Source organism: Bacteroidales bacterium (genome assembly GCA_041671145.1).
In the GTDB taxonomy this organism is placed as follows: Bacteria; Bacteroidota; Bacteroidia; order Bacteroidales; family JAHJDW01; genus JAQUPB01.
In genome coordinates this window covers 111,389-138,351 of record JBAZBZ010000006.1, presented here as the reverse complement: position 1 = coordinate 138,351, position 26,963 = coordinate 111,389, and the positions used below count along the sequence as shown (strand labels likewise).

Below are 26,963 nucleotides of genomic sequence, written 5' to 3'. Positions count from 1 at the left end.
GAATGTTGACAACTTTTAAAAAACTCTCAAAGGTTTTTTAATAAGTTATCAATGTTTCGGAATTTAGTGCTAATTTTGTAAAATATATTTAACGAAAAATGGTCAACCTATTTCAGTATAAGACATATTACTACATAATTTCAGCAGAAGGGAAAGATGGGAAGGAGTGGGAGATGCATGGGGCGGTAACTATTATTAGGTAAAATTATAAAAAAATCAATTTTTGTGCAGGATTATTTTGTTGTGGTTGTAAAATCAAAAAACTTTGCGTCTTGGCATCTTTGCTGTGAAAAAATAAAAACAAAAAAATATAATAAATAAATATAAAAATACAGAAGGTTATTGTACTGCTTTCAATTAAAAACTACAAATCTTTAAAAAAAATATCGGATTAAGTTTTTACCGAATACTTAATGAATTCCACCGAATACTTGTTTGTACTTTACTTTTGTCTTTCTTTTTGTTATCTTAGTACTGATTTAAAAATAAAAAGATATGAAAAAACTAATTCTTCTATTATTAATTTTAACTAAAATAACAAACCTTTCTTATTCACAGGTAACTTATTTTAATTATTTTGATTATTCTTCACACTGGGGTGAATTTGATCATTTATGGGGTTCTGGGGATTATTATGTTGAATATTATTTTAAAGGTGATACTTTAATAAATGGGAATTGGTATTATAAATTATACAGGTATCAAAAAGACACAATAGATACTATTAAGCATTTCAATTATTATGGAGGAATTCGTGAAGATTCTCTTAAAAGAATTTATTTTGTTAATACTGCTCATATCAACGAACATTTATTGTATGATTTTAATTTATCTATTGGGGATACTGTTTTTGGAACCCCATGCATATTAACTAGCATTGATACATTTTATTTTGGTGCAAATCTTAGAAAAATTTATCATTTTAATAATTTAAATGATACAGCTAGTACAGAATACGAAGGAATTGGAAAAGCAACAGATCTTTTAGACGCTTTTTATGGGTTGCCATGCGCAACTGGTCATGAAGGAGTTTGTAGGTTGGTTTGTTATTCTAATAAAGACGGCTATAAACAATTTATATCTTCACATATTTGTCGATTATCTGCAAAAGTTGAAGAGAACTACATTGAAAACAAAATAAATATATATCCAATACCTTCAAATGATGAATTAATAATTGAAATTCCACGACTGATAAGAGAAAACTTTTTAACAATTTGCAATATAAAAGGACAGGAATTAATGAGACAACAAATAAAAGACAGCAAGACACAAATTAACATTAGTAACTTGACGAGTGGAATATATTTTGTGAAGCTTATTACCGACAAGACAGTTGAAGTAAGAAAGATACTAAAAGAGTAAAAGCTAATCACTTATTCAGGATATACCCTACCAGATGCAACATGTTACCATATAATTTCAGCAATGGGGAAAAATGGGAAGGAGTGGGAGTTGCACGGGGCGGTAACTATTATTAGGTAAAATTATAAGAAAATCAATTTTCGTGCAGGTTTTGGCGTTAGAACTTTTGGGAGCAAGTGAATAATTAATAATCTCTGCGAAACTTTGCGTAAAACTCTGCGAGAAAATAAAATCTGAAAATTATAATTCGCAGACCAAAAAATTGGTGAAGATATAGCAGAAATTTATTACATTTGCTTTCTTTACTAATTTTTTATTCTTATGAAAAATTTCCGGAATGTACTGTTAGGAGTATTTTTTACTTGCTTCTTATTTTCTTTTAAAATTGTTTGTGCACAAAGTCCACAGCTTGATTCGTCGTATATTAAATTTATGGCTGCGCTCAAATGCATAAATGCCTATTATGTTGATTCTACAAAACCCGGTAAACTTACCGAATATGCAATAATGGGAATGCTCAAGGAACTTGACCCTCATTCCGCTTATCTTAGTAAAGAAGAAATTAAAGAAGCCAATGAACCCTTGCAGGGAAGCTTTGATGGAATAGGTGTTCAGTTTCAGATATTAAATGACACAATATTTGTTGTCGCTGTTATTACAGGCGGTCCTTCCGAAAAACTCGGAATTTTATCGGGTGATAAAATTGTGAAAATTGAAGGTGAAGATGCTACCGGAATGAAAGTTAATAATAGCTGGGTATTAAAAAAATTGCGAGGTACGAAAGGAACAATCGTAAAAGTTGGAATTTCAAGAAGAGGTGAAAAAAATATTCTCGACTTTAATATCACTCGCGATAAAATTCCTATATACAGCGTTGATGCAGCTTTTATGGCTACTTCTGAAACAGGATATATTAAACTCGAACGTTTTGCTACAACTTCAATTAACGAATTTAATAATGCCTTAACAAAACTGAAAGAAAAAGGAGCAAAGAATCTTATTCTTGATTTACGCGGCAATTCGGGTGGTTACCTTAATACCGCCGTTGAGCTTGCTGATGAGTTTATAGAAAGAAATAAAACGATAGTTTATACCGAAGGATTAAATAGTTCGCGTCAGTATTATAAATCTACATCAAAAGGAAATTTTAAAAACGGAAAGCTTATTGTGCTTATTGATGAAGGTTCTGCTTCTGCAAGTGAAATTGTTTCAGGTGCCATTCAGGATTGGGACAGAGGTTTGATTATAGGAAGACGTTCTTTCGGAAAGGGCTTGGTGCAGCGTCCTTTCGATTTAACGGATGGTTCGGTTATTCGCCTTACAACAGCACGCTATTACACACCTACCGGCAGATGTATTCAAAAATCATACAAACAGGGAGTGGATAAATATTTTGAAGATATTGCAAAAAGAGTGGAAAAAAGAGAATTGTATAACTCCGACAGCATTCATTTTCCCGATTCGTTAAAATATTATACTCCCGGCAAAAGATTAGTTTACGGCGGCGGCGGCATAATGCCCGATATATTTATTCCCCTTGATACAAGCGAATCTTCAAAGTATCTTACCGATTTATACAGAAAAGGTGTTTTTAATCAATTCACCCTTGAGTATGTTTATAACAATAAAAAAGAATTACTGGAAAAATATCCCTCAATAGAAGTGTTTAAAAAGAATTTCAATGTTGATGATGACTTTCTGAAAACATTTATAAAATATGCAGAAAAAAAAGAAGTGAAAAAAGATGATAAAGGAATTAAAACATCGGAAAGAGTTATTGTTACACAAATTAAAGCTTTATTTGCACGAAATTTATTTGACATGAGTGCTTATTTCGAAGTAGTCAGCGATGTTGATAAAACATTTCAAAAAGCAATAGATGTACTTCAGGATAATACTTTCAGGAAAATGAAAATTCAGGAATAATAATCAATAGTCATTAGTAAGAAAGTTTATTTAGCCTGCATTATTCACAAAAAACTTAAACTGTTTGTAGTTTGTTGTTAATTTCTTTTTTTCTCTTAGCTCGTGACTTGTAGCTCGTAGCTATGATTGTTAAAAGTTTATGAATAGTTCAGATTAGAATGATTCGCTGAAAAATATCGAACACTGAATATCGAAGTTGCACAACTGACAATAAAACCGAAACTTTAAACATTGAACCTTAAACTATTTTTCTTGTGCTGCAATTCATCATTAAAAGATTATTCTACGGCTTGTTGGTGTTGTTTGGTGTTGTAACAATAATTTTTATTTTATTCAATATTCTTCCCGGCGACCCAGCACGAATGATGCTTGGGCAACGCGCCGACATTGCTTCAGTGAATGCCATAAATAAGGATTTGGGAAGAGATAAACCAATGTTGACACAATATTTTAACTATCTTAATGATTTGTCTCTTGTGTCAATTCATAATTTTAAGGATGCAAATAATTATTGGTTTCTCAATGCTAACAAGTATTCTCCTTATTTCAGAATTTTAAAAATTTCGAAAGAAAAAATCATTGTATTAAAATATCCTTATTTGCGGCGCTCATACCAATCGAAGAAAAAAGTTTCGGAAATAATCCTTGAGGCATTGCCCAATACAATAATACTTGCAGTGGTTTCAATGACATTTGCTTTAATTGTTGGTATGCTTATTGGCATATTTTGTGCAATTTATAAAGATACTCTCTGGGATAAAATTTCTTTGTTTGTTGCCGTATTCGGAATGTCGCTGCCTTCGTTTTTTGCTGCAATAATTATTGCGTGGCTGTTTGCTTTTGTGCTGGCTCATTATACCGGACTCAACATGTTCGGCAGCTTGTATTCAATTGATGATTTCGGTAACGGAAAAGAGCTCGCTCCGAAAAATATTATTCTTCCTGCATTTACTCTTGGCATCCGTCCGCTTGCGATTATTATTGAACTGACAAGAAATTCTCTTCTCGATGTTTTATCGCAGGATTATATTCGCACAGCAAGAGCCAAGGGGTTAAGCATGTTTAAAGTAATTAAAAACCACGCTTTGCGGAATGCACTTAATCCTGTTGTAACAGCATTTTCGGGATGGCTCGCATCACTCATGGCAGGAGCTGTTTTCGTCGAATATATTTTCGACTGGAAAGGTGTAGGTGTTGTAATTGTAAATTCGCTCGAAAAATATGATTTTCCCGTGATAATGGGCGCAGTGCTTGTTGTTTCTATTATGCTTGTATTTATAAATATTTTTGTGGATATCGCTTACGCAATTATTGACCCGAGAGTGAAATTGAGTTAGTAATGCTTATATATATTTATTCACTAATGAACGGTAAAAATAATTTAATGAATGTTAAAATGTCATGGTTTCAATATATTGATATAATGCCGCCACCTACGGGGCTTACTTTTTTAATTTGTTTTATTTCTACCAAAATGTCGCCTCTAACGAGGCTAAAAAAAGTACCGTAGGTACGATATTATGGTAGAATAAGCAAATTCAAATTTATTAAAGTGCTGTAGGCACGAAATTATAATGCAAACAAAATTTAATCGGATAATGATGATATTTTTTTAAAAATTTTAAAAATAAACAACTATGCCATACATTGACTTTAAAACAAGAAAAAAAGTAAAAATCAGGGAAGGTATTACTAGTTCATTATACCATTCCGACCAGTTGACTTTTGGACACGTAACCTTGGAAAAAGATATTGATATGCCAGAACACCGTCATGTTCACGAGCAGTGGACACATGTAATAGAAGGACAACTTTTATTTGACATGAATGGCGACCAGAAATTACTAACACCCGGCATGTCAGCTTTTATTCCCTCGAATATTCTTCATTCAGCAAAAGCAATAACAGAATGTAAAGTTATAGATTGTTTTTTGCCTGTTCGGCAGGACTACGTTGAACTTGAGAAGCAGACACTATAACTCACTTTTATCGGGAACAGGTATTCGCTCATTTCCACAAATTTCTTGCAGTTCGTTATATGACCATGGAGAATCAAATTCATAAATACTTCCGTAAGGCACCTGAAGCAGGTCAATTAAAATTTTTGTTTCTTTATCAAAAGAAGCATTAAATGCTGCATTTATTTCTTTCCAATCTTTTATATATAGTTTTAAAGAAATAAAAATTGCTGCATTCTTTTTTGAAAGATTTATGCTTCCTAAATCGTAATTTAACGCTTCGTTTCTTATGCGGTTAATGTGTCTTTCGCCGAAATCATTTAGTATTTGCAAATACTTTTCAAAAAGAACATATTCGTTAAGTAAAAAAACAATTTCATTGGGAGTTAATTCTTTCCAGAAAGCAATCGGATGCGGCTGGCACATAAAACGCCCAAGCATAAAAGCTCCGGCTTTGTCGCCTTTAAGATTTTTTCTTCTGCAAACAGGAATTATATTTTTAAAAAATTTTATTTTCCTGTCTGTTGTAAGGAAATTATAAAGTTTATACTGTTCCGTGTGCGTACCCAATTCGCTTTCCAATATCTGATGAATATAATAATTAGTGTGTGCATCAAACCATTTATTAACAATGTTTGCAGCTTTTCCCGGATTTTTTTGCAAATCATTTCTTATTAGTTTAACCAAATCGGACAATTTCGTAATGTCGCCGGAATCAAGAGAATTTACAATTTTCTGGTATTCCCCGAAAGCTGTTGCCATATTTATAAAAACCTTTTCTTCCTTTGGCTCCAGTTCAAGCTTTTGCCCTTCAAGATATTTTTGAAATCGTGCCGGTTTATAATTTGCTTTTCCTAAAAATAATATCCTGTGTTTGCTCGAAATTGTTATCCAATCTCCCTCATTTATTGCAACTCCATGCTCATTGACAAGCGAGTTATTTACTAATTTTATATTATAGTTTTCGAGATTTATAAGTGCCGGAATTCCATAACCAAGGCAAGCAGTTACAACATGTATTGCCGCCGGTGTCATGCTTATAATGGCATCTACTTCGCTCATCACTATTCTGTCAGAAGGGCTGAATGTGGATTTACAGAAGCAAACCTTTTCTCCCTTTTTTTTGGCTTCTATAGCCGCATTTGCAGAAAAATAAGCTTTCGCCGATACTGCCGAGCGCGGTAATATTGATATGCCGTGGCAAAAAAACTTCAGCTCTTTCAATGATTCGTTGTCTATGCGTTCTGAAAATATCTGTCTGAGATGATATGGGTGAATTAATTTAACTACTCTTTTTTTGCTTATAATTTTACGCTTATATAAATGAATTGCCGACAACAATGTTGCTCTGCCTGTTAATTCTGAATTATCTAATTGCAGTATTGAAAAGAAATGCCTTCCGTTAAATGATTCAGCAGCAAATTCAATTGTTGCGGGAGATTTAAGTTTTTTTTCTAATAATGGTGAAAGTACTGAAAAATGATAAATTGCAGGAAATTGAACTTTTATTTCATCCCTATTGAAAAATTCGGTATGTTCTGTATTTACTAACCCTGTCATTATGTCTTCGCCAAATATGTTTTTTACACTTTCAATCTGCATGCCCAAACCCGTTCGGGAATGACTTGTATATAAAACACCGGGGTAAGAATCTTCATCACGCACCGTCCATACCATTTTTTGCAGTATTATTGAGTGATGTGTTTTCCTTCCCTTTTGAAATGTGTAAATTAAATCTTCATTGTTTTTATAAAATGTTTCGGCTTTACCTATAAAAAATTCAAACTGGTAATATGCATCGGTAAGCAGGTTGTTGTCTTTAATGGAAATTTTCTCAAAATAATAATTAATCATTTTCTCAAAATCAATCTGCTCGCTTTTATTTGCTGAATCATCGGTATTGCAGTCGAAATCGGGATAGAGTTTTGCATGAATTGTTTTTAAGTTGTTGTAATAAATTTTATTCGCAACTTCAATGCCATAAGTTTTTTTTAATTGAAGATAAATTTTATCAGTAACACCAACATTCAGATAAGTGGGCATTAAACCCGGAATATATTCCGGCATTGCACAACGCATCGCAAGAATCAACGGATTTTCGGTAGCTCCTATTTTGGAAAAAGTCAGCTTTTCAAGATTTGAAATTGCATTTTCAATATTTTTTATTTTATTTTTTTGTGGAAGCGAATAATTTTCTGATGTTAAAATACAAAAGTCGGGTACAGGAAATCCTTCCTGAGTAAGCTCTATTAGCGTTGCTCCTTTGTGACTAACTAATTTAGCATTGCATTTTTTATTTGTGATTGAAGGAACAACATATTTGTCATCCGTAAAAATGTTTGATGTAAATATTTTTTTTAATGCTTTATAATAATCTGTTCTTTTTTTCAAAAGGTAATTTCGGGATTTCTCATCTCCTTTTTCAGCATTTATTAAATGAATTAAATATTCTTTTGCATTTTCTTTATTTGAAGCACTTAAAAAAGGAATATCAATATAAACTGTGTCAATTGCACGAAGTTTTTTTCCATGCTCAACCACATATTCAATTTCAGGATGCACATAACCTGCAAATTTGTGCTCCGAAGGGTCATTTGATAAATAATTGCTACAGAAAAATTCAGAACATTTGTAGTTCGTGTAATTCGCTCTGAGAATAAAATCTGATAAGTGAGTTATCATAATTTATCAATCATTTAAGATAACAGGTCATTTGTTCGGGTTTTCAACTTTGAACATAATTTGTTGTTATTAACTATACAAATATAATATTTTTTTGATGTTGATTTTTTAGAATGACAAATATGAGGTAATAAAACTTTCATACCGCGTACTTCACTTTTAATTTCAATTCTTTTTTTTACCTTTACATATTCTAAATACTTTCGTTATGAAAAAATATATTTTCACAACAGCAGTAATTCTTACCTCATATCTCATACTTCATACTTCATTTTCCCTCGCAGCCGAAAACGCCCCACTCACAAAAAAACAAAACCACACAATTGACAGTTTAAAACGAGTTTTAGAAACCACCGATAATAAGGGAAAAGCAAAAGTTTATAACGAACTTGCAAAAATATATTTATCATTCTCGTATGAAAAATCTTACGAATATGCACAGCAAGCATTAGAGCATGCAAAAAAATATAGAAATAAGGACGAAGAAGTTAATGCAATTTTTACTATTGGAAATGTATATAATGCCCAATTCATGCCGGATAAAGCATTGTCTTGTTTTCAGAAAGCGTTGGAAATGTATCAAAAGTCCGGAAACAAAATGCAAACAGCAAAAGCTTTAAATAACATTGGACGTATCTATTTTAATACAGGGGAGTATAACAAAGCCATGCAGTATTTTCAAAAAACGGAAAAGCTTTCCCGTGATATCAGTTACACGAAAGGACTCATGTATGCTTTGAATAACATCGGAGTTATATATGAAAACACAGGAGAGTACAAAAAAGCTTTACAATATGATGAAGATGTCCTTGCTCTGAGTAAAAAAGTGAATGACACCTATTTTTTATCCCTTTCCACCTTTGCAATAGGAAAAATATATAGTTCTCTGGGTGATTATGCGAAAGCATTTGAATATTTACAGGAAGCATTAAAAATATATGAGCAGTTATTTGCACGTGAAGGAGATTTACTTAACAAGCAAGGCATGGCAAATGTATTAAATATGATGGGGGAAATTTATTTCAATATTGGTAATTCAAACAAATCCCTTGAATATCATAAACGGGCTTTGAAAATATACGAGGAATTAAATCATAAAGAGGGAATATCTTCTTGTTTGAATAATATAGGAGCGGTTTACAACGAATCAGGTAATTCACACAAAGCGATGGAATATTTTCAACAAGCACTTAAATATGCTGAAGGAATAGTTAATAAAAAACTTATTGCCGAAATATTAAATAATATTGGAGTCACTTGTCATGCTTTAGGCAATTATAACGAAGCATTGAATATGCATCAAAAATCATTTGAAAGTGCGAAGGAAGCAGGAAACAAACAATTAATGATTATTACCTTATGTAATATTGGAGAAGATTATATGATGCTGAAAAATTACAGAGAGGGGCAGAAATATTTTAAGCAAAGCTTAGAATTAGCAAAAGCAATTGGAGATAAGAAAAATATTGTAAATAATTATGAACGGTTTTCCATACTGAAAGATAAGGAAGGAAATTACAAGGAAGCACTTGAATATCATAAACTGTTTAAAATAATGAATGACAGTATTTATAATGAAGAGAGCAGTAAAAAGATAGCGGAAGCGCAATTCAAATTAGAAAATGAAAAAAAAGACAAGGAAATTATTCTGAATAATAAAAAAATTGAAATATTACAACGCGACAAAAAAATTGCTCTGCTAAAACTATACATATTTGTTAGTGCTTTATTGCTTCTTGTGATAATTGGATTATTAATTTATAACCGTCAACGTATTAAAACACTCAAGGAACTTGAAATTGCCGAAAAGGAACGAAAAATTATTGAAAATGAACTTGAAATTTCTGTCAAGAACCTGAAAATTAAGGAGGCACAAAAAGCTTTAATGGAAAGTGAAATAACCAAAGAACGCGAAATTGCCGAGAAAGAAAAGCAAATTAATGAAACGCAGAAAGAATTAATGAGGGCGGAACTTGAGCATAAGAATGAACATGTTATGAATATGGGTGTACATATCGTCAATAAGAATAGCATACTGCAGGAAATAAAAGAGAATATTAAAACAGTAAACCTCGCACTTGACAAAAATGACATGGAGCAGGCAATTAAAATGCTTGCTGACTTGTCAAGAAATATAACAACAAGCATGAATATTAGCAAAGAACAGGAAGAATTCAACAAACAAATGGAACAGATAAATGAAGAATTCTATTTTAAATTAAGTAAACATTTCCCCGAATTGACTGATTATGAAAAAAAACTGTCAGCGCTGCTGAAATTAAATCTTAGCTCGAAAGAAATTGCCTCATTGTTAAATATATCTTCTTCCAGTGTAGATGTTAGCCGCCATCGGCTAAGGAAAAAAATGAACATACAAGAGAAAACAAATTTTGTGCAATTCCTGAACCAATTGTAATTAATCAGCTAACTTACATAATATCAACATTTTAAAAAATAATGTCAAGATGACTGCATGTTAAAATAATGCCTCAAAAATCATAAAGGTTTCACATTTTGAAATGTAAAACTATTAAAAACAATAAGTTATATCCCGCAATAATAAACAAATAATGTTTTTGAAAAAACATTTGTGTATAGATTATGTATAGATAATAAATTTGTTTATCCTTTCTTTATAATTTATTTTTGTATGTAATTTATTTGCGTAAGACAATAAAATTTTAACGTCTGTCTAAATACTTTCAATGCTTTGAAAACTAAGCAAAAATTAAACTTAATATAAAATGCTCACTTTTATCAAATTTATTAAACAAACACAAGTTTCTCAACTATCAATGAATATTCCCCTGTTATTCGGAAACTTTCCTAAGTCATCAGTAATTCCAAACTATTGGAGTAGTCATGCGAACTACTGGTATGATAATCCGAACTGTTGGAATAGAAATAATTACTATTATGAATCCTCAATTAATTACTAAATAAATTGTTTAACTAAAAACCAAAAATCATGAAAACAAAAGTACTAAAACGGGTTACGAAAATGGCTTTCGCAGTAATTGTGTCGTTGGGATTATCCCAAGTATCAGCGCAAACCATGCTTTACAGAACAGATTTTTCACCTGCACAGAGCGACCTCTCTGCACCGTCTCAATCAGATATTTCACATGGAGGTACCGGCGCTTGGCAAAATATTACAGGTATCAAAGTAGCAACAGGGAACAAAGAAGCAATTATTCCCTGGGGAGCAGACATATCAGGTCTTGATATGATAGCCGATGTTCCTGTAAATCTCTCTACTATCGGTAACTATATCAGCAATGGGATTCAGCAGGTAACGGGACCTAACGGGACTCAGGTATATGCACTCTATCAAAGTGTAAAGATAAATAATGCGTGCCCTCCTGATTATGGTGCTTCTCAATGTGCTTTGATGATTTATAGAGGAGAAAGTCAAACTATGGCGGACCCAGGTGATGTGTATTACACCTATTGGTTCAAGTTTCCATCTAATTTACACACTCAATTAGGCACAGATGATGGTTCCGATAACTGGCGAGTAATGTCGGAATGGAAAACGGGCGGCTCCACAGATTACCGCATAATTACCCATGTTCATCAAAATACCAGCAAAACCCTTTACTGGACTACCGAAGGCGATGGCTGGGATAACAATGATAATAAGCACATTTATTGGGGACCAACAAATAACACTACTGTTCCTGTTCCTGTTGGCACATGGTTCAAATATGAAGTTTTCTGGCATAGGTCAACAAAAGGCAGTACCGATGGACGATATTGGGCTGCGGTTAATGGACAGGTAATTATTGATTATCATGGTTCGATGTATCCCACCGGAGTATCTAACCCATACCCCATAAACCGAATATTTTTAAACAATGCCTATAGCGGAGGTAGTGCCCCAATCGAGCAATGGACAACAGGTCTGGAGATTTGGAATGGCTGGCCCTGCGGTGTTGGTGTATCTTGCTACACCCCTACCGGGCTTTCCGAAAAAAGCAACCAAGAAGTTTTTAATGTTTATCCCAACCCTTTTACTACAAATTTCACCTTAAAAATTTCTGATGCAACAATTCTTAAAAATGCTGAGATGAAAATTTATGATGTATGCGGAAAGGAAGTAAAAAGTGTTTCTATCAGCAGTAATGAAACAATTATTGAAAGAGGCGAACTGCAAAGCGGGATTTATTTTTACAGTATCATCAATAATAATGAAAAAATAACGAATGGAAAATTGATTGTACAATAATAAATGAATAATTACTAAATAAATTGTTTAACTAAACCCTAAAAAAACCATGAAAACAAAAACTCTGAATCGAATTGCGAAAATATTTTTCGCAATAACTATGTCGTTGGGAGCGTTCCATGTAAATGCACAAACGCCTAAAATGCTTTACAGGACGGATTTTTCCCCTGAACAAACCACGCTCTCTGCGCCATATATTCGTAATAGCAATGCGGGCACGGGTGGGCAAAATATTACCGGCATCAATGTGGCAACAGGGAATAAAGAGCCAATGCTTCCATGGAACGCGACCAAATCGTATTTTGATATGATTGCTGATGTACCCGTTACTCTCTCAACTCTTGGTAACTACATAACCAACGAGATTCAGGAAGTTACCGGTCCGGACGGAAATCCATGCCATGCACTTTTCCAGAATCTAAAAATAAATAATGCAGCAGGTCCAGAATGGGGCGCCTCTCAAGATGGCTTTATGATATATAGAGAATCGGTTGAGTCTGGTGATACCACTGATACCGGCGATGTGTATTATACGTATTGGTTTAAGTTCCAGTCGAATCTGGTAGCTGCACTTGGCACTTCGAGTAACACAGCATGGCGGGTACTTTCGGAATGGAAAACCGGTGGGATGATTGAAAGCGGTTCACCAACATGGAAGGGAGATTACCGTATAATAACTCATGTATTAAAAAATACCAGCACGGGGAAACTATACTGGCACACTGAAGGAGATAATGTTGCAAATTTTTTCTCCGAAAGCCAAAAAAAAGTCCATTGGGAAGTAACGAATACCACCATCCCTGTCCCGGTTGGAGAATGGTTCAAATATGAAGTTTTTTGGCATCGCTCAACCGGTAATAGTGGTCGTTACTGGGCAGCGGTCAATGGACAGGTCATTGTTGATCATATTGGATGGAATAAGGATACAATATATAAACTTCCGATAAACCGGATTATGCTGAATAACACGTATGGTGGAGGAGCGAGTCCGGAACAACAGTGGACAACAGGTCTGGAGATTTGGGATGGATGGCCCTGCGGTGTTGGTGTGTCTTGCTACACCCCTACCGGACTTTCCGAAAAGAGCAATCAAGAGGTTTTTAATGTTTATCCAAACCCTTTTACTACAAATTTCACCTTAAAAATTTCTGATGCACCCATTCTTAAAAATGCTATGTTGAAAATTAATGATGTATGCGGAAGGGAAGTAAAAAATATTTCTATCAATAATCACGAAACAACCATTGACAAAGGCGACCTTCAAAGCGGGATTTATTTTTACAACATCATCAACAATAATGAAAAAATAACGAACGGGAAGTTGGTTGTGCAATAATAATTACTGATTAAATAAATTGTTTAACTTAAAACAAAAAATCATGAAAACAAAAAATCTACTCTTCTCCACAGTAATTGCGCTAATGGTTTTGTTCGCCGGTAGTGCTTTTTCAGCCACCTATTATGTTGCTACTAATGGAAATGATAGTTACACAACCACACAAGCTCAGAATATAAACACTCCGTGGAAAACAATCAATGCTTCCGTAGCAAAGCTCGTTGCAGGTGACATTCTTTATGTAAGAGGCGGCACATATGTAGAAGCTGTTAATGTAGGTGTTTCCGGCACAGTGTCATTGCCAATCACCATTTCAGCATACCCCGGAGAGTTGCCAATAATAGATGGCCAAAATAACCTGCCGACTTGCGGCTGGTGTGGACTCGTAGTTTTGAACGGGAGTTATATTCACATGTCGGGATTTGAAGTAAAAAATACTGGTTCGGGTAACTATCAAAGAGGTGTTGGAATATATGGACAAAATAATATAATAAGTCACTTCAATGTCCATCATATTATTGATAATGGCATACTTATTACAGGAAATTACAATATTGTTGAGGACAGTCAGGTATGGCAAACGTGTTTAAATAACGTGAATGGTAGTAGTAGTAATAATTGGGCATCAGGATTAAGCGCAGCGCGTGCTCCGGTTAACACCATAATACGAAGAAATATTGTTTACAACAACTGGGGTGAAGGTCTTTCTGTTTATGAAGCGAATGGAACAACTATAGAAGACAATATCGTGTATGACAACTGGGCGACCAATACGTATATTTCAGATGCCTCCAATGTTCTCTTTCAAAGAAACATGGTGTATGTTACCCCCGGAAATATTTGCGGGCAAAGTGCAACTCTGACACTTGCAGATGAACAGGCAAGCAAACCTCGCTCAACCAATAACATCGTTATCAACAACCTATTTGTCAACACCTCGGTCGATGCCTTCTCATGGACCATCGTTTCCGGAAGCGGTTTGACGAATGTTTTGATCGCGAACAATACTCTTGTTAATTGTAGATTGTCCACAGGAGTTGGTGGAAATCCTGTTATAGTTAATACAAATTCCCAAATTAGAAATAATATTTTTACAACAAGTGGCAACATTCCTTCAGCTTCCGGCATCACTTGGAGCAACAATCTATGGCAAGGAGCCCGCCCTGCAAACGCTGTTGGCACAGGTGATGTTTTAGGAGACCCACTTCTTGCCAAAACAGGAACTATCAGCCCGGGACTACTCACAGCAGATTATTTCAAACTTTCTTCCGCTTCTTCTCCGGCAATAAACAAAGCTATCGTACTGACGGAGGTAACAGACGATTATTTCAAAACCGCCCGTGGCACAAGCCCCGACATTGGCGCCCATGAATTTACAACTGGTGCTACGAATCCTTCTTTTTGCAGTTCTGTGCTGGCTCCTGTAATTGATGGAATAGCCGAAAATACGTGGGCACAAGTAGAATCCGACACCTTAAAAAATATCATGTGGGGAACTGTTTCTTCATCCGCCGATATTTCCGCCACCTATAAAGCCGTGTGGGATAATACAGCCCTTTACCTTTTGGTAAACGTAAAAGATGATGCGTTCAGAAATGATTCTGGAACAAACACCTGGGATGATGATGCTTTGGAGATATTCATTGACGGCAACAACGACAAAACCACCGGCGACTACGATGCCAACGACCATCAATATATCATACGATGGAATGATGCCACGGCTTACGAATACCATAACGCTACCACCACGCTAAATCCTGTCGGGTTTACTTTCTCGCAAGGTGCCAATACCGGCGGATACCTGATGGAACTAAAAATAACATGGATCGCGATTGGTGTTACCCCTGCATCGGGAAAACTCATCGGGTTCGATATGCTTGCTGATGACGACGATGACGGAGGCGCTGCGGATGCGAGTATGTCCTGGTTCATGCAGCCAACATCTTCCCACGAAACCTCTTCTTTCGGAACCATTGAACTATCCGGCACTTCATGCGTGGAAACACCGACAGGAATAATAAATGAAGAAATGAATAACGCTACAATGATTTATCCCAATCCATTCAATACATTCTTTACTTTAAAAATTTCTGATGCAACAATTCTTAAAAATGCTGAGATGAAAATTTATGATGTATGCGGAAAGGAAGTAAAAAGTGTTTCTATCAGCAGCAATGAAACAACCATTAACAGAGGCGAACTACAAAATGGAATTTATTTTTATAGTGTTATCAATAATAATGAAAAAATAACGAATGGAAAAATAGTTGTTCAGTAAAGCCCCTAACCCTAAAGGGAGTTAGGACAAACAATCTAAAACCAACCATCATGAAAAAATCTACACTTACAAAAAACGCATTAACTTTTTGCTTAATGCTCTTGATGAGCAGTGGCAAAAAAATTCTTATTAGCACCATATTCATCATATCCTTGTTCACCCCGTCTTTCGTAATCGCGCAAGTTCCCGCCTTTCCCTGTGCCGAAGGTTTTGGCGCTGTCTCGGTCGGCGGTCGTGGCGGTCGTGTTATTGAAGTTACCAACCTGAACGACGCGGGGGCGGGCAGTTTTCGAGATGCCGTCCTTCAAACCGGACCGCGTACTGTTGTGTTCAAAGTTGCAGGCACCATTGACATGCAATCAGACATCATGATATCTGGAGTCGCTCAATCATATCTCACCATTGCTGGACAGACCGCGCCTGGTGGAGGAATACAACTTCGCTATTACGGTTTATCTATACGGAACGATGCGCATGACATTATCGTTCGCTATATCCGTCATCGTCGTGGTTGGATTGATGCTATCAACAGCTGGTACTATACTGGGTTTGTTATTGCTAACGATGACGGAACGGCACCGGTCTATAATGTCATCGTTGACCACTGCTCTCTCGGTTGGCAACAGGACGATAACGGCAGTTGGGCAAAAGTGCATGATGTGACGTTTCAGTGGAATATTTTTGGGGAAGCAAATGCCTACACAACAATGGATGGAGCTTCCGGAAAAGGTCTGCTGGTAGGAGCAGAACCGGGATATGGAGCGTGGATGCACAATATTTCAATCCACCACAACTACATTACCAGCAATGCCGAGCGCAACCCCTTGATTTCAGGTAATGGTCCAACTGAGGTTGTGAATAATGTGATTTATAACTGGCAGTCCTTTGGGACTGGTGTTCAGACCCGCGACGCAGCAGGGTCTGTCGTGAACTTCATTGGCAACTACTACAAAGTTGGTCCGAGTACCTTGCTCAACCGATATGAGATGGCGCTCAGCGAAGCCGGTACCTACACACTCGTACAGCCCCCGCAGACGATATATGTGCAGGATAACATTGGTCCGCATCGTACAAATAGCAGCCTGCCCGAATGGAACATCATGGGCTTCTGCGGAGGCGCAACGCCAAACGGAGAAGACAACAACGGACCCGCTTCCACCTCATTCCAGCGCAACACCCCATGGATAACTTCATCATATCCTATCACCATTTCTTCCGCTACGGCAAACGTCACCAACGTTCTTAACGGTGCGGGTGCCACACTCCCCATGCGTGATGACATAGATACCCGTCTTGTAAATGAATATAATACCAGTACAGGAAGCGTGGGAGGCGATAATAACTGGCCAGTACTTGCTGGCGGGACTCCGTATACTGATACCGATCACGACGGCATGCCCGATACGTGGGAAACTTCCAACGCTCTCAATCCCAACAACTCCGCAGATGGTGCCCAAATCTCCGTAAATGGATATACCAATCTTGAGAATTACCTAAATAGTTTGACATCCTGCTCCTCCCTCCCCATATCACTGCCTGACGCCATCATTGTTCCCGGCTCATTCTCCTACACCAATGGGGTCTTTACTGCAACAATAAAGAATCAGGGTGGCTCTCCGACCTCAGGATCCTCTATCGATATAGGGTTCCAAGTGGATGGAGTTCAACAAACCTACGGCAGCTTTACCGTTCCGCTTGCCGCAGGAGCATCTGTTACTATCAACAACACAACATTGTGTAGTAGTGGCGGCTATTGTGGCGGCGCATATACCATTCCTATCGGCACCCACACGATTACCGCGTACGCCGATCCCGTTAACCGCTTTGCGGAATCAGACGAAACCAACAACACGCTTTCGCAAACGATTACCGTGGGCACAACAGGAATTGTTAACGTAACCCAGGATGGGGGTATTAAAGTTTACCCCAATCCTTTCAATACATCCTTTACCTTAAAAATTTCATCTGCAATAATTTTGAAAAATACTATGATGAAAATTTTTGATGTATGCGGAAGGGAAGTAAAAATTATTTCTATCAATAATCACGAAACAACCATTGAAAAAGATGAACTTCAAAGTGGAATTTATTTTTACAGCATCATAAATAATAATGAAAAAATAACGAATGGAAAGTTGGTTGTTCAGTAATATTTCAACAGATAAATTAATACTCTAAAAATAATCTTGCGGAAGGAATTGTATTTGTTAAAAAGGAACACAAAGAAAAAAACAATAATATTTTCCTTTTGAAACATCCTAAAGCAACCACACAAGCCAATCTTGAAAAAAAGGTTGGCTTTTTAATTAGCAAATAAATTTCAACCATTGAAATTAAAAATTATTGTGTAAGTTTGCAGATAATACTTAACGCCGATAACCCTTGAACTTAAAAAGAATCTCAGCATAACTTGTTCTTATGTAAGCTTTCTGAAGAAGAACAGGAAGAACTTTTATCGGCTTATGAAGAAAGCAAAAATATCACGAGCCATTTCAGCAATGTTGAAATAAAAAAAAAACACAAAATAAAATTTTAATTTTAAACTTTAACATTATGCGAAAAAAAATTGTTGCGGGAAATTGGAAAATGAATAACACTTTCGAAGAAGGTGTTAAGCTTACAAATGAAATCATTGAGCTTTCAAAAAATATTACTGCTCAAAATGTCGGAATAGTTTTATGTCCGCCGTTTTTCTTTTTGCAAAAATGTGCTGAGTTAATAAAAAATAATTCACAGATTACTGTGGGAGCACAAAACTGTCATCAGGAAATAAAAGGAGCATTCACAGGTGAAGTTTCTGCCGAAATGCTTAAGTCAGTTGGCGTGAAATATGTGATAACAGGTCATTCCGAAAGAAGAAGTTATTTTAAAGAGGATAATGTTTTTCTTTCAAAAAAAGTGAAACAAGTTTTAGCAACTGGGCTTTTCCCAATTTATTGCTGCGGAGAAACACTTCCAGAAAGAGAATCGGGAAAACTTTTTGAAATAATAAAAACTCAAATCGAAGAAGGTTTATTTGATTTGAGTAAAGAAGATTTTCTGAAAATAATTATAGCTTACGAACCTGTTTGGGCAATTGGAACAGGCGTTACAGCCACTTCCGCTCAGGCGCAGGAAATGCACGAATTTATTAGAAAATTAATAACTGAAAAATATGGCAGTGCTGTTGCTGAAGAAATAACCATTCTATACGGCGGCAGTTGCAATTCAAAAAACGCAAAAGAATTGTTTGCAAATAAAGATGTTGACGGCGGCTTGATTGGCGGTGCTTCGCTGAAATCACAAGACTTTATTGACATTGTAAATTCTTTCTGAAAACAGAAAAAACAAGAATCCTCAATTCTAAACTTCAAACTATTTTTAATCAGCATTTCACTTAATTTTTTTAAGTAAAATAAGAGATTTTATTGTTGATAAAATAAATTTCATATTCTTTAAATACCTGAAATAATTACTATTTCAAGATTTATATTTTTTTTAAAAAATTATCTAATAAAAATTGTTGAAGTAAAAAAACAATAAATTAACTTTGCCGCAACTTTTTAAAATCATCAAAATTTTATGATAAACAAAGAAAATAAAATTGTAGAAAAAGAAGATATAGTTATACGATTTGCCGGTGATTCCGGTGATGGTATGCAATTAACAGGAACTTTATTTTCCGAAGCTGCTGCTTTGGCAGGTAATGAAATCGCTACTTTTCCCGATTATCCGTCCGAAATCAGAGCTCCGCACAACACAGTTGCCGGCGTTTCGGGATTTCAGGTAAGGGTTAGCAGTAAAATAATCCACTCTTCCGGAGATTTAGCTGATTTTCTCGTAGCAATGAATCCCGCTTCGTTGAAGTCGAACCTGCGATGGGTAAAACCTGATGCTACAATAATTGTTGATGCCGATACTTTTGAAGAAAAAGCAATTGAAAAGGCAGGATTTAAGAAAAATCCGCTTACAGATGGGAGTTTAAGCACATATTCGCTTATAAAGGCACCGATTACTTCTCTTACTATAGAAGCATTGAAAAGTATGAATGTTGACCAGAAAACTGCAAATAAAACAAGAAATATGTTTGCTCTCGGTATAACATATTTTTTATTTAACCGTGAATTCAAAACTTCCGATGAATTTTTTGCAAAGAAATTCAAAAAGAAACCTCAACTTATAGAAATAAACAAAGCTGTGATGAGAGCGGGTTTCAATTATGCCGTTACTATTGATTTTGTTCATTCTACATTAAGAGTTCCTGCTACAAAAGACCTTGAAAAAGGTATGTATCGCAACATAACCGGAAATGTGGCTGTTGCGTGGGGATTGATTGCTGCCTCCGAAAAATCAGGCAGACCACTGTTTTTAGGCTCTTATCCAATAACTCCGGCAACCGAAATACTTATGGAACTTGCTATACATAAATCTCTCGGAGTAAGAGTTTTTCAGGCAGAAGATGAAATAGCCGGTATATGTTCCGCAATAGGTGCGAGTTTTGCAGGTTCGCTTGCAGCAACAACAACATCAGGTCCCGGACTTTCACTAAAATCGGAAGCAATGGGCTTGGCAGTAATGACGGAACTTCCGTTGGTTATTGTTAATGTTCAGAGAGGTGGACCTTCAACAGGATTACCTACCAAATCGGAGCAATCGGATTTGATGCAGGCATTATTCGGCAGAAACGGTGAATGCCCCCTTATAATTATTGCCGCTTCCAGTCCGGTTGATTGCTTTTATTCTGCTTTTGAAGCAGCAAAATTATCTCTCGAACACATGACTCCTGTTGTTTTGTTAACTGACGGATATATTGGCATGGGCTCGGAAGTAATGAAAATACCCGAAATGAAAAATTTACCGGTAATAAATCCTCCTATTGCAAAGCCCAATGATGCCGATTACAAACCTTACAAAAGAGATGAAAAAACTCTTGTCAGAAAATGGGCTATTCCGGGAACAGAAGGATTACGCCACAGAATAGGCGGACTGGAAAAGGAAAACATAACAGGAATAGTTTCTTCAGACCCGCTAAATCACCAGGTAATGAGCGAACTTAGAGAGAAAAAAGTAAAACTTGTTGCTAATAATATTCCTGAACAGGAACTGTTCGGCGAAAAATCGGGTGATTTGCTTGTTGTAAGCTGGGGTGGTACTTTCGGAGCAATTTTAAGTGCTGTTTCTGAAATGCAAAAAGAAGGAAAAAAAGTAAGCTTAGCTCATTTCAGATATATAAATCCTTTACCAAAAAACACAAAAGAATTATTTTCAAAATTTAAAAAAATAATTGTTTGCGAACTTAATCTCGGACAATTTATTTTATATCTAAAAATGAATTTTCCTGAATTCAAATATGAGCAGTTCAACAAAATTCAGGGATTACCTTTTCTTACATCAGAATTAAAAACAAAATTCAAACAAATTTTAGAGGAGAAATAATATGGCTGAAAATTTAACAATTGACAGGTCTAGAACTCAGCTTACAAAAGAGGACTTTGTAAGCGACCAGATGGTAAAATGGTGCCCCGGCTGCGGCGCTCATGCCATTTTAAGTTCCGTTGCTAATGTTTTTCCAAAAATCGGATATAAGAAAGAAAATTTTTGCATGGTTTCCGGCATTGGCTGTTCTTCGCGGTTTCCATACTATGTTAATTCTTATGGATTTCATGGTATTCACGGAAGAGCTGCTGCAATCGGCTCGGGAGTTAAAGTTGCAAATCCTCATTTGAGTGTTTGGATTGCCACAGGCGACGGCGATTCTATGGCTATCGGAGGCAATCATTTTATTCATATCATTCGCAGAAATATTGACGTAAACATAATGCTGTTCAATAATCAGATTTATGGTTTAACAAAAGGACAATATTCTCCGACAACACCAATGGGAACAATTACAAAAACTTCCCCGCAGGGAACAATTGAACATCCTTTCAATGCAGGTGAACTCGTGCTTGGTGCGCAAGGAACTTTCTTTGCACGCGGCGTTGATACAAATCCGAAAATGCTTACGGAAATAATGTTTGAAGCAGCAAAACACGATGGAACTTCTATTGTTGAAATTTTACAAAATTGCGTAATTTATGCCGATGGTGCTCATAAAGAAATTACCGATAAGGATACCCGTGATGATTATCAACTTCACCTCAAAAACGGCGAGCCGATGATTTTTGGTAAGAATAAGGATAAAGGAATTCGCCTTGGTATCAACGGTCTTAAAATATGCAATATAGGAGTTAACGGAATTACTGAAAATGACCTTTTAGTTCACGACCAATATGAACAGAGTTCAGGCATACATCTGATGCTTGCAAAAATGTCTCCACCTGAATTTCCAATGGCTTTTGGCGTAATTCGTTCAGCAATGTTTCCTACTTACGACGATTTGATTGAAGAACAAATAAAAACCGCAAAACAAACTTCGCAAATTAAAAATGTTGATGATTTGCTGAACAGCGGGGATACTTGGGAAATATAATTAGAGTTTGTCCATAATGTCCGATTTCTTCGTTATTCTCGTTTTACAACTCAGTCGAATACGTCAAGTATACTCCTGAGTTGTAAAACTTCGAAAGCCTCGAACTCGAACATTCTGAACCAAACTCTTGATTTTATGGACAAACACTAAATATATAAGTTTTTAGTTTAAAGGAACAAATTATAAAATTCCGAAACTTTAAACTTCAGACCTTAAACTTTAAACTATCTTAATGACATTATTTAATTTTTTCATATCATCTTATATCATGGCTTTTTCGGGAGCTATAATGCCTGGACCTTTACTTACATATACAATAAGCAAATCAACTATCATGGGTTTTAAGGCAGCTCCTTTGCTAATTATCGGGCATGCAATTCTGGAAATTATTTTTATAGCATTGATATTACTTGGTTTCAAAAGCTATTTGCAAAATAATATTTTTATAATTACAGTTTCTTTTTCGGGTGCTTTGGTTTTGGCTTATATGTCAATACAAATGTTTTTATCTATTCCAAAACTGACATTAAATCTTTCTGCGAATCAGCAAAAAAGCAAAAACACAATATTGGCGGGAGCTTTAGTAAGCATATCAAATCCCTACTGGATAATATGGTGGGTAACAATAGGACTTGGTTATATTTTAATAAGCCAGAAATATGGTTTTATAGGTGTTGTAGTTTTCTTTTTAGGGCATATTCTTGGTGATTTAACTTGGTATTCCTTTATTTCGTATTTGGTTACCGGCGGGAAAAAATATTTTAACGATAAAGCATACAAATACCTGATTGGTGTTTGTGCCGTATTATTAATAATATTTTCAGGGATTTTTATTTATTATGGGTTTAGCAGAGTGATTCAATAAAAGCATTGACTGACGGAGTGACTCGAAGTCACTCCGTCAGTTTAAAATTCAAATACTTTATAAATTTTATCTTTCAAAACACTTTTCACTTCTTCAATATCAATTTTTTTATTCAATTCTTTTTCCATTGAAACACCCTTATTTAAAATTATAAAAATCATTTAAGAATTTCAAATAATTTGTCAATAACCTTATTTGATAAGGTATTACTAACAGAGCCTATTTTCTTAACAATAATAATTTTACTGGCAGTAAATAATCTGTTAGGTCTTATGTTGCTTTGCTGATTCAGAGAACCTTTAACAAAATCAATTTCATTTAAAGAAATAGCATATGCATCTTTCACATTCTGACTTGTAATTTGGCAAAGGATGACATCATCGCCTTGTAAATCAGCCAAAACAAAAGCAGGACGTCTTTTACTATCTGACAAATCAGAAAAAGGAAAAGGAATAACAACAATATCACCTTTTATAAGTTTTTCCATGCTTCGTCTTCTTCTGGTTTAAGCCAATCTTTTGCAAGAGCAGTTTCACTAGCAAGATGAGTAAAAGTAAAATCCCGCGTAGATTCTTTAATATTTTTTACACGTAAAAGTTTATTAGCTAACTTTTTCCTTTCATTATAAGGCAAATTCCTTAAAACATTAAAAATTCGGCTAACTTCAATAGGAATATTCAAGGTATTCATAAAAAAAGTTTTTTGAGCATAAGAATATTTAATTCTGAAATTTTATAATCACAAAAGTAAGCGAAAATAAAAATAAAAGCAAATTTGATTACACAAACTATTCGTTACAGAACCATAAACAATTTTATTAATTTCCAAACACCTTATAAATTTTTTCTTTCAAAACATTTTTCACTTCTTCAATATCAATTTTTTTATTCAATTCTTTTTCCATTGAAGTTACGCCCTTATCAATAAATCCGCAAGGGTTAATATAATTGAAATATGATAAATCTGTATTTATATTAAAAGCAAATCCGTGCATGGTAACATATCTGGAAACTCTAACTCCGATTGCACATATTTTCCGAACTCTTGTTTTCACATCAATATCAAGCCAAACGCCTGTAGCACCTGCTAATCGTGATGCTTCAATTCCATATTCTTTTAAAGTATTTATTATTGCTTCTTCGAGATTAAAAATATAACTTTTAACTCCGAGTTTGAAATTTTCCAGATTTAAAATAGGATATCCCACAATTTGTCCGGGACCATGATATGTGATATCGCCACCTCTGTTTGTTTTGTAAAATGTTGCATTTTTCGCTTTTAATTGAATATGGTCAATAAGCAAATTATTTTTTTCGCCGCTTTTTCCCAAAGTATAAACGTGCGGATGCTCGCAAAATAAAAGATAATTCACGCTTTCCGATTTTTCTTTTGAAAGTTTTGCTTCAAGAACTTTATTAAACAATTCTTCCTGAAGCGCCCATGCTTTTTTGTAATCAATTAATCCAAGGTCTTTGAAAATTATGCTCATAAATTAATAATATTAAATCCAATGATTACAATAGCTTCTGTATTTGAAATTTAAATTAAGGCATTCTAAAAAATACAAAGAAAATAAAAAAATTAAACTTTTCATTTTAAAATTTAAGGGCAATAAGTTTTTTCCATATATTTGCAATATGGAAACTTTCGATAACTCTTCATTCATTGGAAATAAATATCAAACAAAAAAAAAGTAAAAAGTATGTACTTATTTACAAAATTTAAAAACGAGTTTGATAAAAAATATAGAGGAAAAAAAGAAATTTCTTCTTTTCTTCCTGTGCATTTAAATTTCGATGCGAAAAAAAATATTGAAGGAAAATCTGGTTTGCCAAATGAAGAATTTTATAAATGGCAATTTTTTTATTCGCTTGTTTATTCCGGAATGTATTCAAAAGATTACGTGGGAGTGGAGGTTCAATTTCCTAAAGGTAATGTCACTTCCGCACCAATAAAATTTGATGGAGCAATTTTTGACAATAAAAATTGGTTTGACTATTACAAAAAATTTCATACTCAAAAAGACCAATCAGCTTTAGATTGGTTAAGAAAGCATATAATTGCAGTAATTGAATTTAAAAAAGAGAGTGGTAAAAATACTGAATCAATCTGGAATCAACAATTAAAACCTGCACTTAAAGAAAGTGAAAATGGATTTTGCTTAGGCATCTTATACGATACGGAACGCTTATACTTATTTAAAAAACAAAATGGGTTATTCTTAAGATTAGATGAAGGATTCAATTTAAAAAAAGAACAAAGTACCACAAAAGATTTAAGTTTACATCTAACAGATGCTTATTATAAAATCCCAACCTTTGATCAACTTATTCAGAAAATTTATCATCCTCAAATTGACAGAACAAAAAGAACTATTAATGATTTGGAAATTATCACAGGGGTTTATAGTACGCAACTTTCTGAAGGCATTTCAAATATTGTAAAAACAATGGATAAAGTCAGTTTGAAAAACCAAAGAGGATACGAGATACTAATTCAAATTATGGCTTTAAAAATTTATGATGAAAAACGTAGTGAAAAAGCAAAATCGTATCTGGAGTTTTACAAAACAGACACAGAAAAAAATGAGTTGGACTTATTATTTTACGTAACACCTAAAGAGAAAAACTATACAAGTTTAGCGGATGAAAATATTGCCTCGTTTATTGAGAGAATGAAAACCCTTTACAATGAGGCATCACAAGAATACCATTTTATTTTAAAACGAATCGATACTGAAACAATTACTTGGCAAAAAGAGGAGCACATAAGAATTATTTCCGAAGTTGTTGAGCAGTTTCAAGATTATAGTTTTGTGAAATCACAGAAAACAGATTTATACCAAATTGTCTTTTACAAATTTGCAAATGAATTTTCAAAAGCAGAGAAGGGACAATTTATAACTCCAATTCCTTTGATTGATTTTTTGGTTCAAATAGTTAATCCAAGAAGTTCAGAAAAGGTAATTGACCCTACAGCGGGCATTGCAGACTTCCTTTCAATTGCCTATGTTAATTCAAATTCAAAATTGGATGATAAAAATATTTATGGTATCGACAATGATGAACAAATGATAATGCTTGCTCAATTGAATATGCTTTTAAATGGAGATGGGAATGCTATCTTAAAATATAAAGCAGACAAAGGTTCTATTACTTGGAAATTTGATGACAGAAATGAATTGGTAGAACTAAATCCAAAAATTCACAGTTGTGGTAACTGGGATAATTGGAAAGACCAAACAAAACTGAAAAAATTTGATGTTGTATTAACAAATCCGCCTTTTGGAAAGGGAAGAAAATTTGAACCCACATACCAGACAGATAAAGAAATTATTGAGATGTATGAACTTTGGCATATTGGAAGAACTGGTAATAGTATTGATTTAGGATTGGTATTTTTAGAAAATGCTTATCGTATTCTTAAAGATAACGGTAGATTAGGAATTGTTCTTTCAAATTCCATTGCATCTATTGATGAATTTGAAAAAGCAAGAGAATGGTTAATGGGGAAAATGCGAATAGTTGCTTGTTTTGATATGCCTGCAAATGTTTTCGCAGAAACAGGAGTTAATACAACAATCATTGTTGCTTATAAACCTCAAAATAAAGAATTGGAAAAATTACAAAAAGCCAATTATCAAATTTTTATGAATGAAATTATAAATGTTGGATATGAAGTAAAAACTGTTGAAAGAGTGAAGGGATTTGAACCTGTTTACAAAAGGAATTTAGAAACTTTTGATATTGAAATTGACGAAGACGGTAGTCCGGTTCTTTTAGAAGATTTTACTAAAACCATTGCTGATTTTCGTAAGTGGTGTTTAAGTCAGGAAGAAACACTTAAAGACCTTTTTGTAAAGGTAAAATGA

19 protein-coding genes are annotated in these 26,963 nt (G+C 34.6%); 15 read left to right on the top strand and 4 right to left on the bottom strand.

Annotation, left to right across the window (positions count from 1 at the left end):
- Positions 1-495: 495 nt before the first annotated feature.
- The 4 genes from WC223_03870 (at position 496) to WC223_03855 (ending at position 5,270) form a co-directional block, all read left to right on the top strand.
- Positions 496-1,365, top strand: a complete 870-nt coding sequence (locus WC223_03870; GenBank protein ID MFA6923372.1) for a T9SS type A sorting domain-containing protein — start codon at positions 496-498, stop codon at positions 1,363-1,365.
- A gap of 432 nt (positions 1,366-1,797) precedes the next feature.
- Positions 1,798-3,291 carry a S41 family peptidase gene (locus WC223_03865; protein ID MFA6923371.1) on the top strand — a complete coding sequence of 498 codons (1,494 nt, stop codon included), beginning with the start codon at positions 1,798-1,800 and terminating at the stop codon, positions 3,289-3,291.
- Positions 3,292-3,545: 254 nt separating this feature from the next.
- Positions 3,546-4,628, top strand: a complete 1,083-nt coding sequence (locus WC223_03860; GenBank protein MFA6923370.1) for an ABC transporter permease — start codon at positions 3,546-3,548, stop codon at positions 4,626-4,628.
- 300 nt (positions 4,629-4,928) lie between these two features.
- A complete protein-coding gene (locus WC223_03855) occupies positions 4,929-5,270 on the top strand; it encodes a cupin domain-containing protein (GenBank protein ID MFA6923369.1) in 342 nt (113 codons plus the stop codon).
- Here WC223_03855 and WC223_03850 read toward each other — a convergent pair.
- A complete protein-coding gene (locus WC223_03850) occupies positions 5,265-7,931 on the bottom strand; it encodes a hypothetical protein (GenBank protein ID MFA6923368.1) in 2,667 nt (888 codons plus the stop codon). The genes WC223_03855 and WC223_03850 overlap by 6 nt on opposite strands.
- A gap of 208 nt (positions 7,932-8,139) precedes the next feature.
- Here WC223_03850 and WC223_03845 point away from each other — a divergent pair, with 208 nt between their 5' ends.
- From WC223_03845 to WC223_03800, 10 genes are all read left to right on the top strand, one after another.
- Positions 8,140-10,347 (top strand): tetratricopeptide repeat protein, encoded by a 2,208-nt coding sequence (locus tag WC223_03845; GenBank protein MFA6923367.1) that lies wholly within the window; start codon positions 8,140-8,142, stop codon positions 10,345-10,347.
- 328 nt (positions 10,348-10,675) lie between these two features.
- Complete coding sequence (locus tag WC223_03840; GenBank protein MFA6923366.1) at positions 10,676-10,870, top strand: hypothetical protein; 195 nt, start codon at positions 10,676-10,678, stop codon at positions 10,868-10,870.
- 29 nt (positions 10,871-10,899) lie between these two features.
- A complete protein-coding gene (locus WC223_03835) occupies positions 10,900-12,159 on the top strand; it encodes a T9SS type A sorting domain-containing protein (protein MFA6923365.1) in 1,260 nt (419 codons plus the stop codon).
- A 247-nt stretch (positions 12,160-12,406) separates the two neighbouring features.
- Positions 12,407-13,495 (top strand): T9SS type A sorting domain-containing protein, encoded by a 1,089-nt coding sequence (locus WC223_03830; protein ID MFA6923364.1) that lies wholly within the window; start codon positions 12,407-12,409, stop codon positions 13,493-13,495.
- Positions 13,496-13,538: 43 nt separating this feature from the next.
- Positions 13,539-15,776, top strand: a complete 2,238-nt coding sequence (locus tag WC223_03825; protein MFA6923363.1) for a sugar-binding protein — start codon at positions 13,539-13,541, stop codon at positions 15,774-15,776.
- A gap of 50 nt (positions 15,777-15,826) precedes the next feature.
- The gene (locus WC223_03820; GenBank protein ID MFA6923362.1) at positions 15,827-17,926 is read left to right on the top strand and encodes a T9SS type A sorting domain-containing protein; all 2,100 of its coding nucleotides are present in this window, start codon (positions 15,827-15,829) and stop codon (positions 17,924-17,926) included.
- Between the two features lie 403 nt (positions 17,927-18,329).
- The gene (gene tpiA, locus WC223_03815) at positions 18,330-19,091 is read left to right on the top strand and encodes a triose-phosphate isomerase (GenBank protein MFA6923361.1); all 762 of its coding nucleotides are present in this window, start codon (positions 18,330-18,332) and stop codon (positions 19,089-19,091) included.
- A 246-nt stretch (positions 19,092-19,337) separates the two neighbouring features.
- Positions 19,338-21,191 carry a 2-oxoacid:acceptor oxidoreductase subunit alpha gene (locus WC223_03810; GenBank protein MFA6923360.1) on the top strand — a complete coding sequence of 618 codons (1,854 nt, stop codon included), beginning with the start codon at positions 19,338-19,340 and terminating at the stop codon, positions 21,189-21,191.
- 1 nt (position 21,192) lies between these two features.
- On the top strand, positions 21,193-22,227 hold the full coding sequence (locus WC223_03805; GenBank protein ID MFA6923359.1) for a 2-oxoacid:ferredoxin oxidoreductase subunit beta: 1,035 nt from the start codon (positions 21,193-21,195) through the stop codon (positions 22,225-22,227).
- Positions 22,228-22,459: 232 nt separating this feature from the next.
- A complete protein-coding gene (locus WC223_03800; GenBank protein MFA6923358.1) occupies positions 22,460-23,092 on the top strand; it encodes a LysE family transporter in 633 nt (210 codons plus the stop codon).
- A 157-nt stretch (positions 23,093-23,249) separates the two neighbouring features.
- Here WC223_03800 and WC223_03795 read toward each other — a convergent pair whose 3' ends face one another.
- The 3 genes from WC223_03795 to lipB form a co-directional block, all read right to left on the bottom strand.
- Positions 23,250-23,579 carry a type II toxin-antitoxin system PemK/MazF family toxin gene (locus tag WC223_03795; protein MFA6923357.1) on the bottom strand — a complete coding sequence of 110 codons (330 nt, stop codon included), beginning with the start codon at positions 23,577-23,579 and terminating at the stop codon, positions 23,250-23,252.
- Positions 23,564-23,782: a hypothetical protein gene (locus WC223_03790; GenBank protein ID MFA6923356.1), complete on the bottom strand. Its 219-nt coding sequence runs from the start codon at positions 23,780-23,782 to the stop codon at positions 23,564-23,566. Before WC223_03790 ends, WC223_03795 begins: the two co-directional genes overlap by 16 nt.
- A gap of 127 nt (positions 23,783-23,909) precedes the next feature.
- Complete coding sequence (gene lipB, locus WC223_03785; protein MFA6923355.1) at positions 23,910-24,581, bottom strand: lipoyl(octanoyl) transferase LipB; 672 nt, start codon at positions 24,579-24,581, stop codon at positions 23,910-23,912.
- 213 nt (positions 24,582-24,794) lie between these two features.
- Here lipB and WC223_03780 point away from each other — a divergent pair, with 213 nt between their 5' ends.
- On the top strand, positions 24,795-26,963 hold the full coding sequence (locus tag WC223_03780) for an N-6 DNA methylase (protein MFA6923354.1): 2,169 nt from the start codon (positions 24,795-24,797) through the stop codon (positions 26,961-26,963).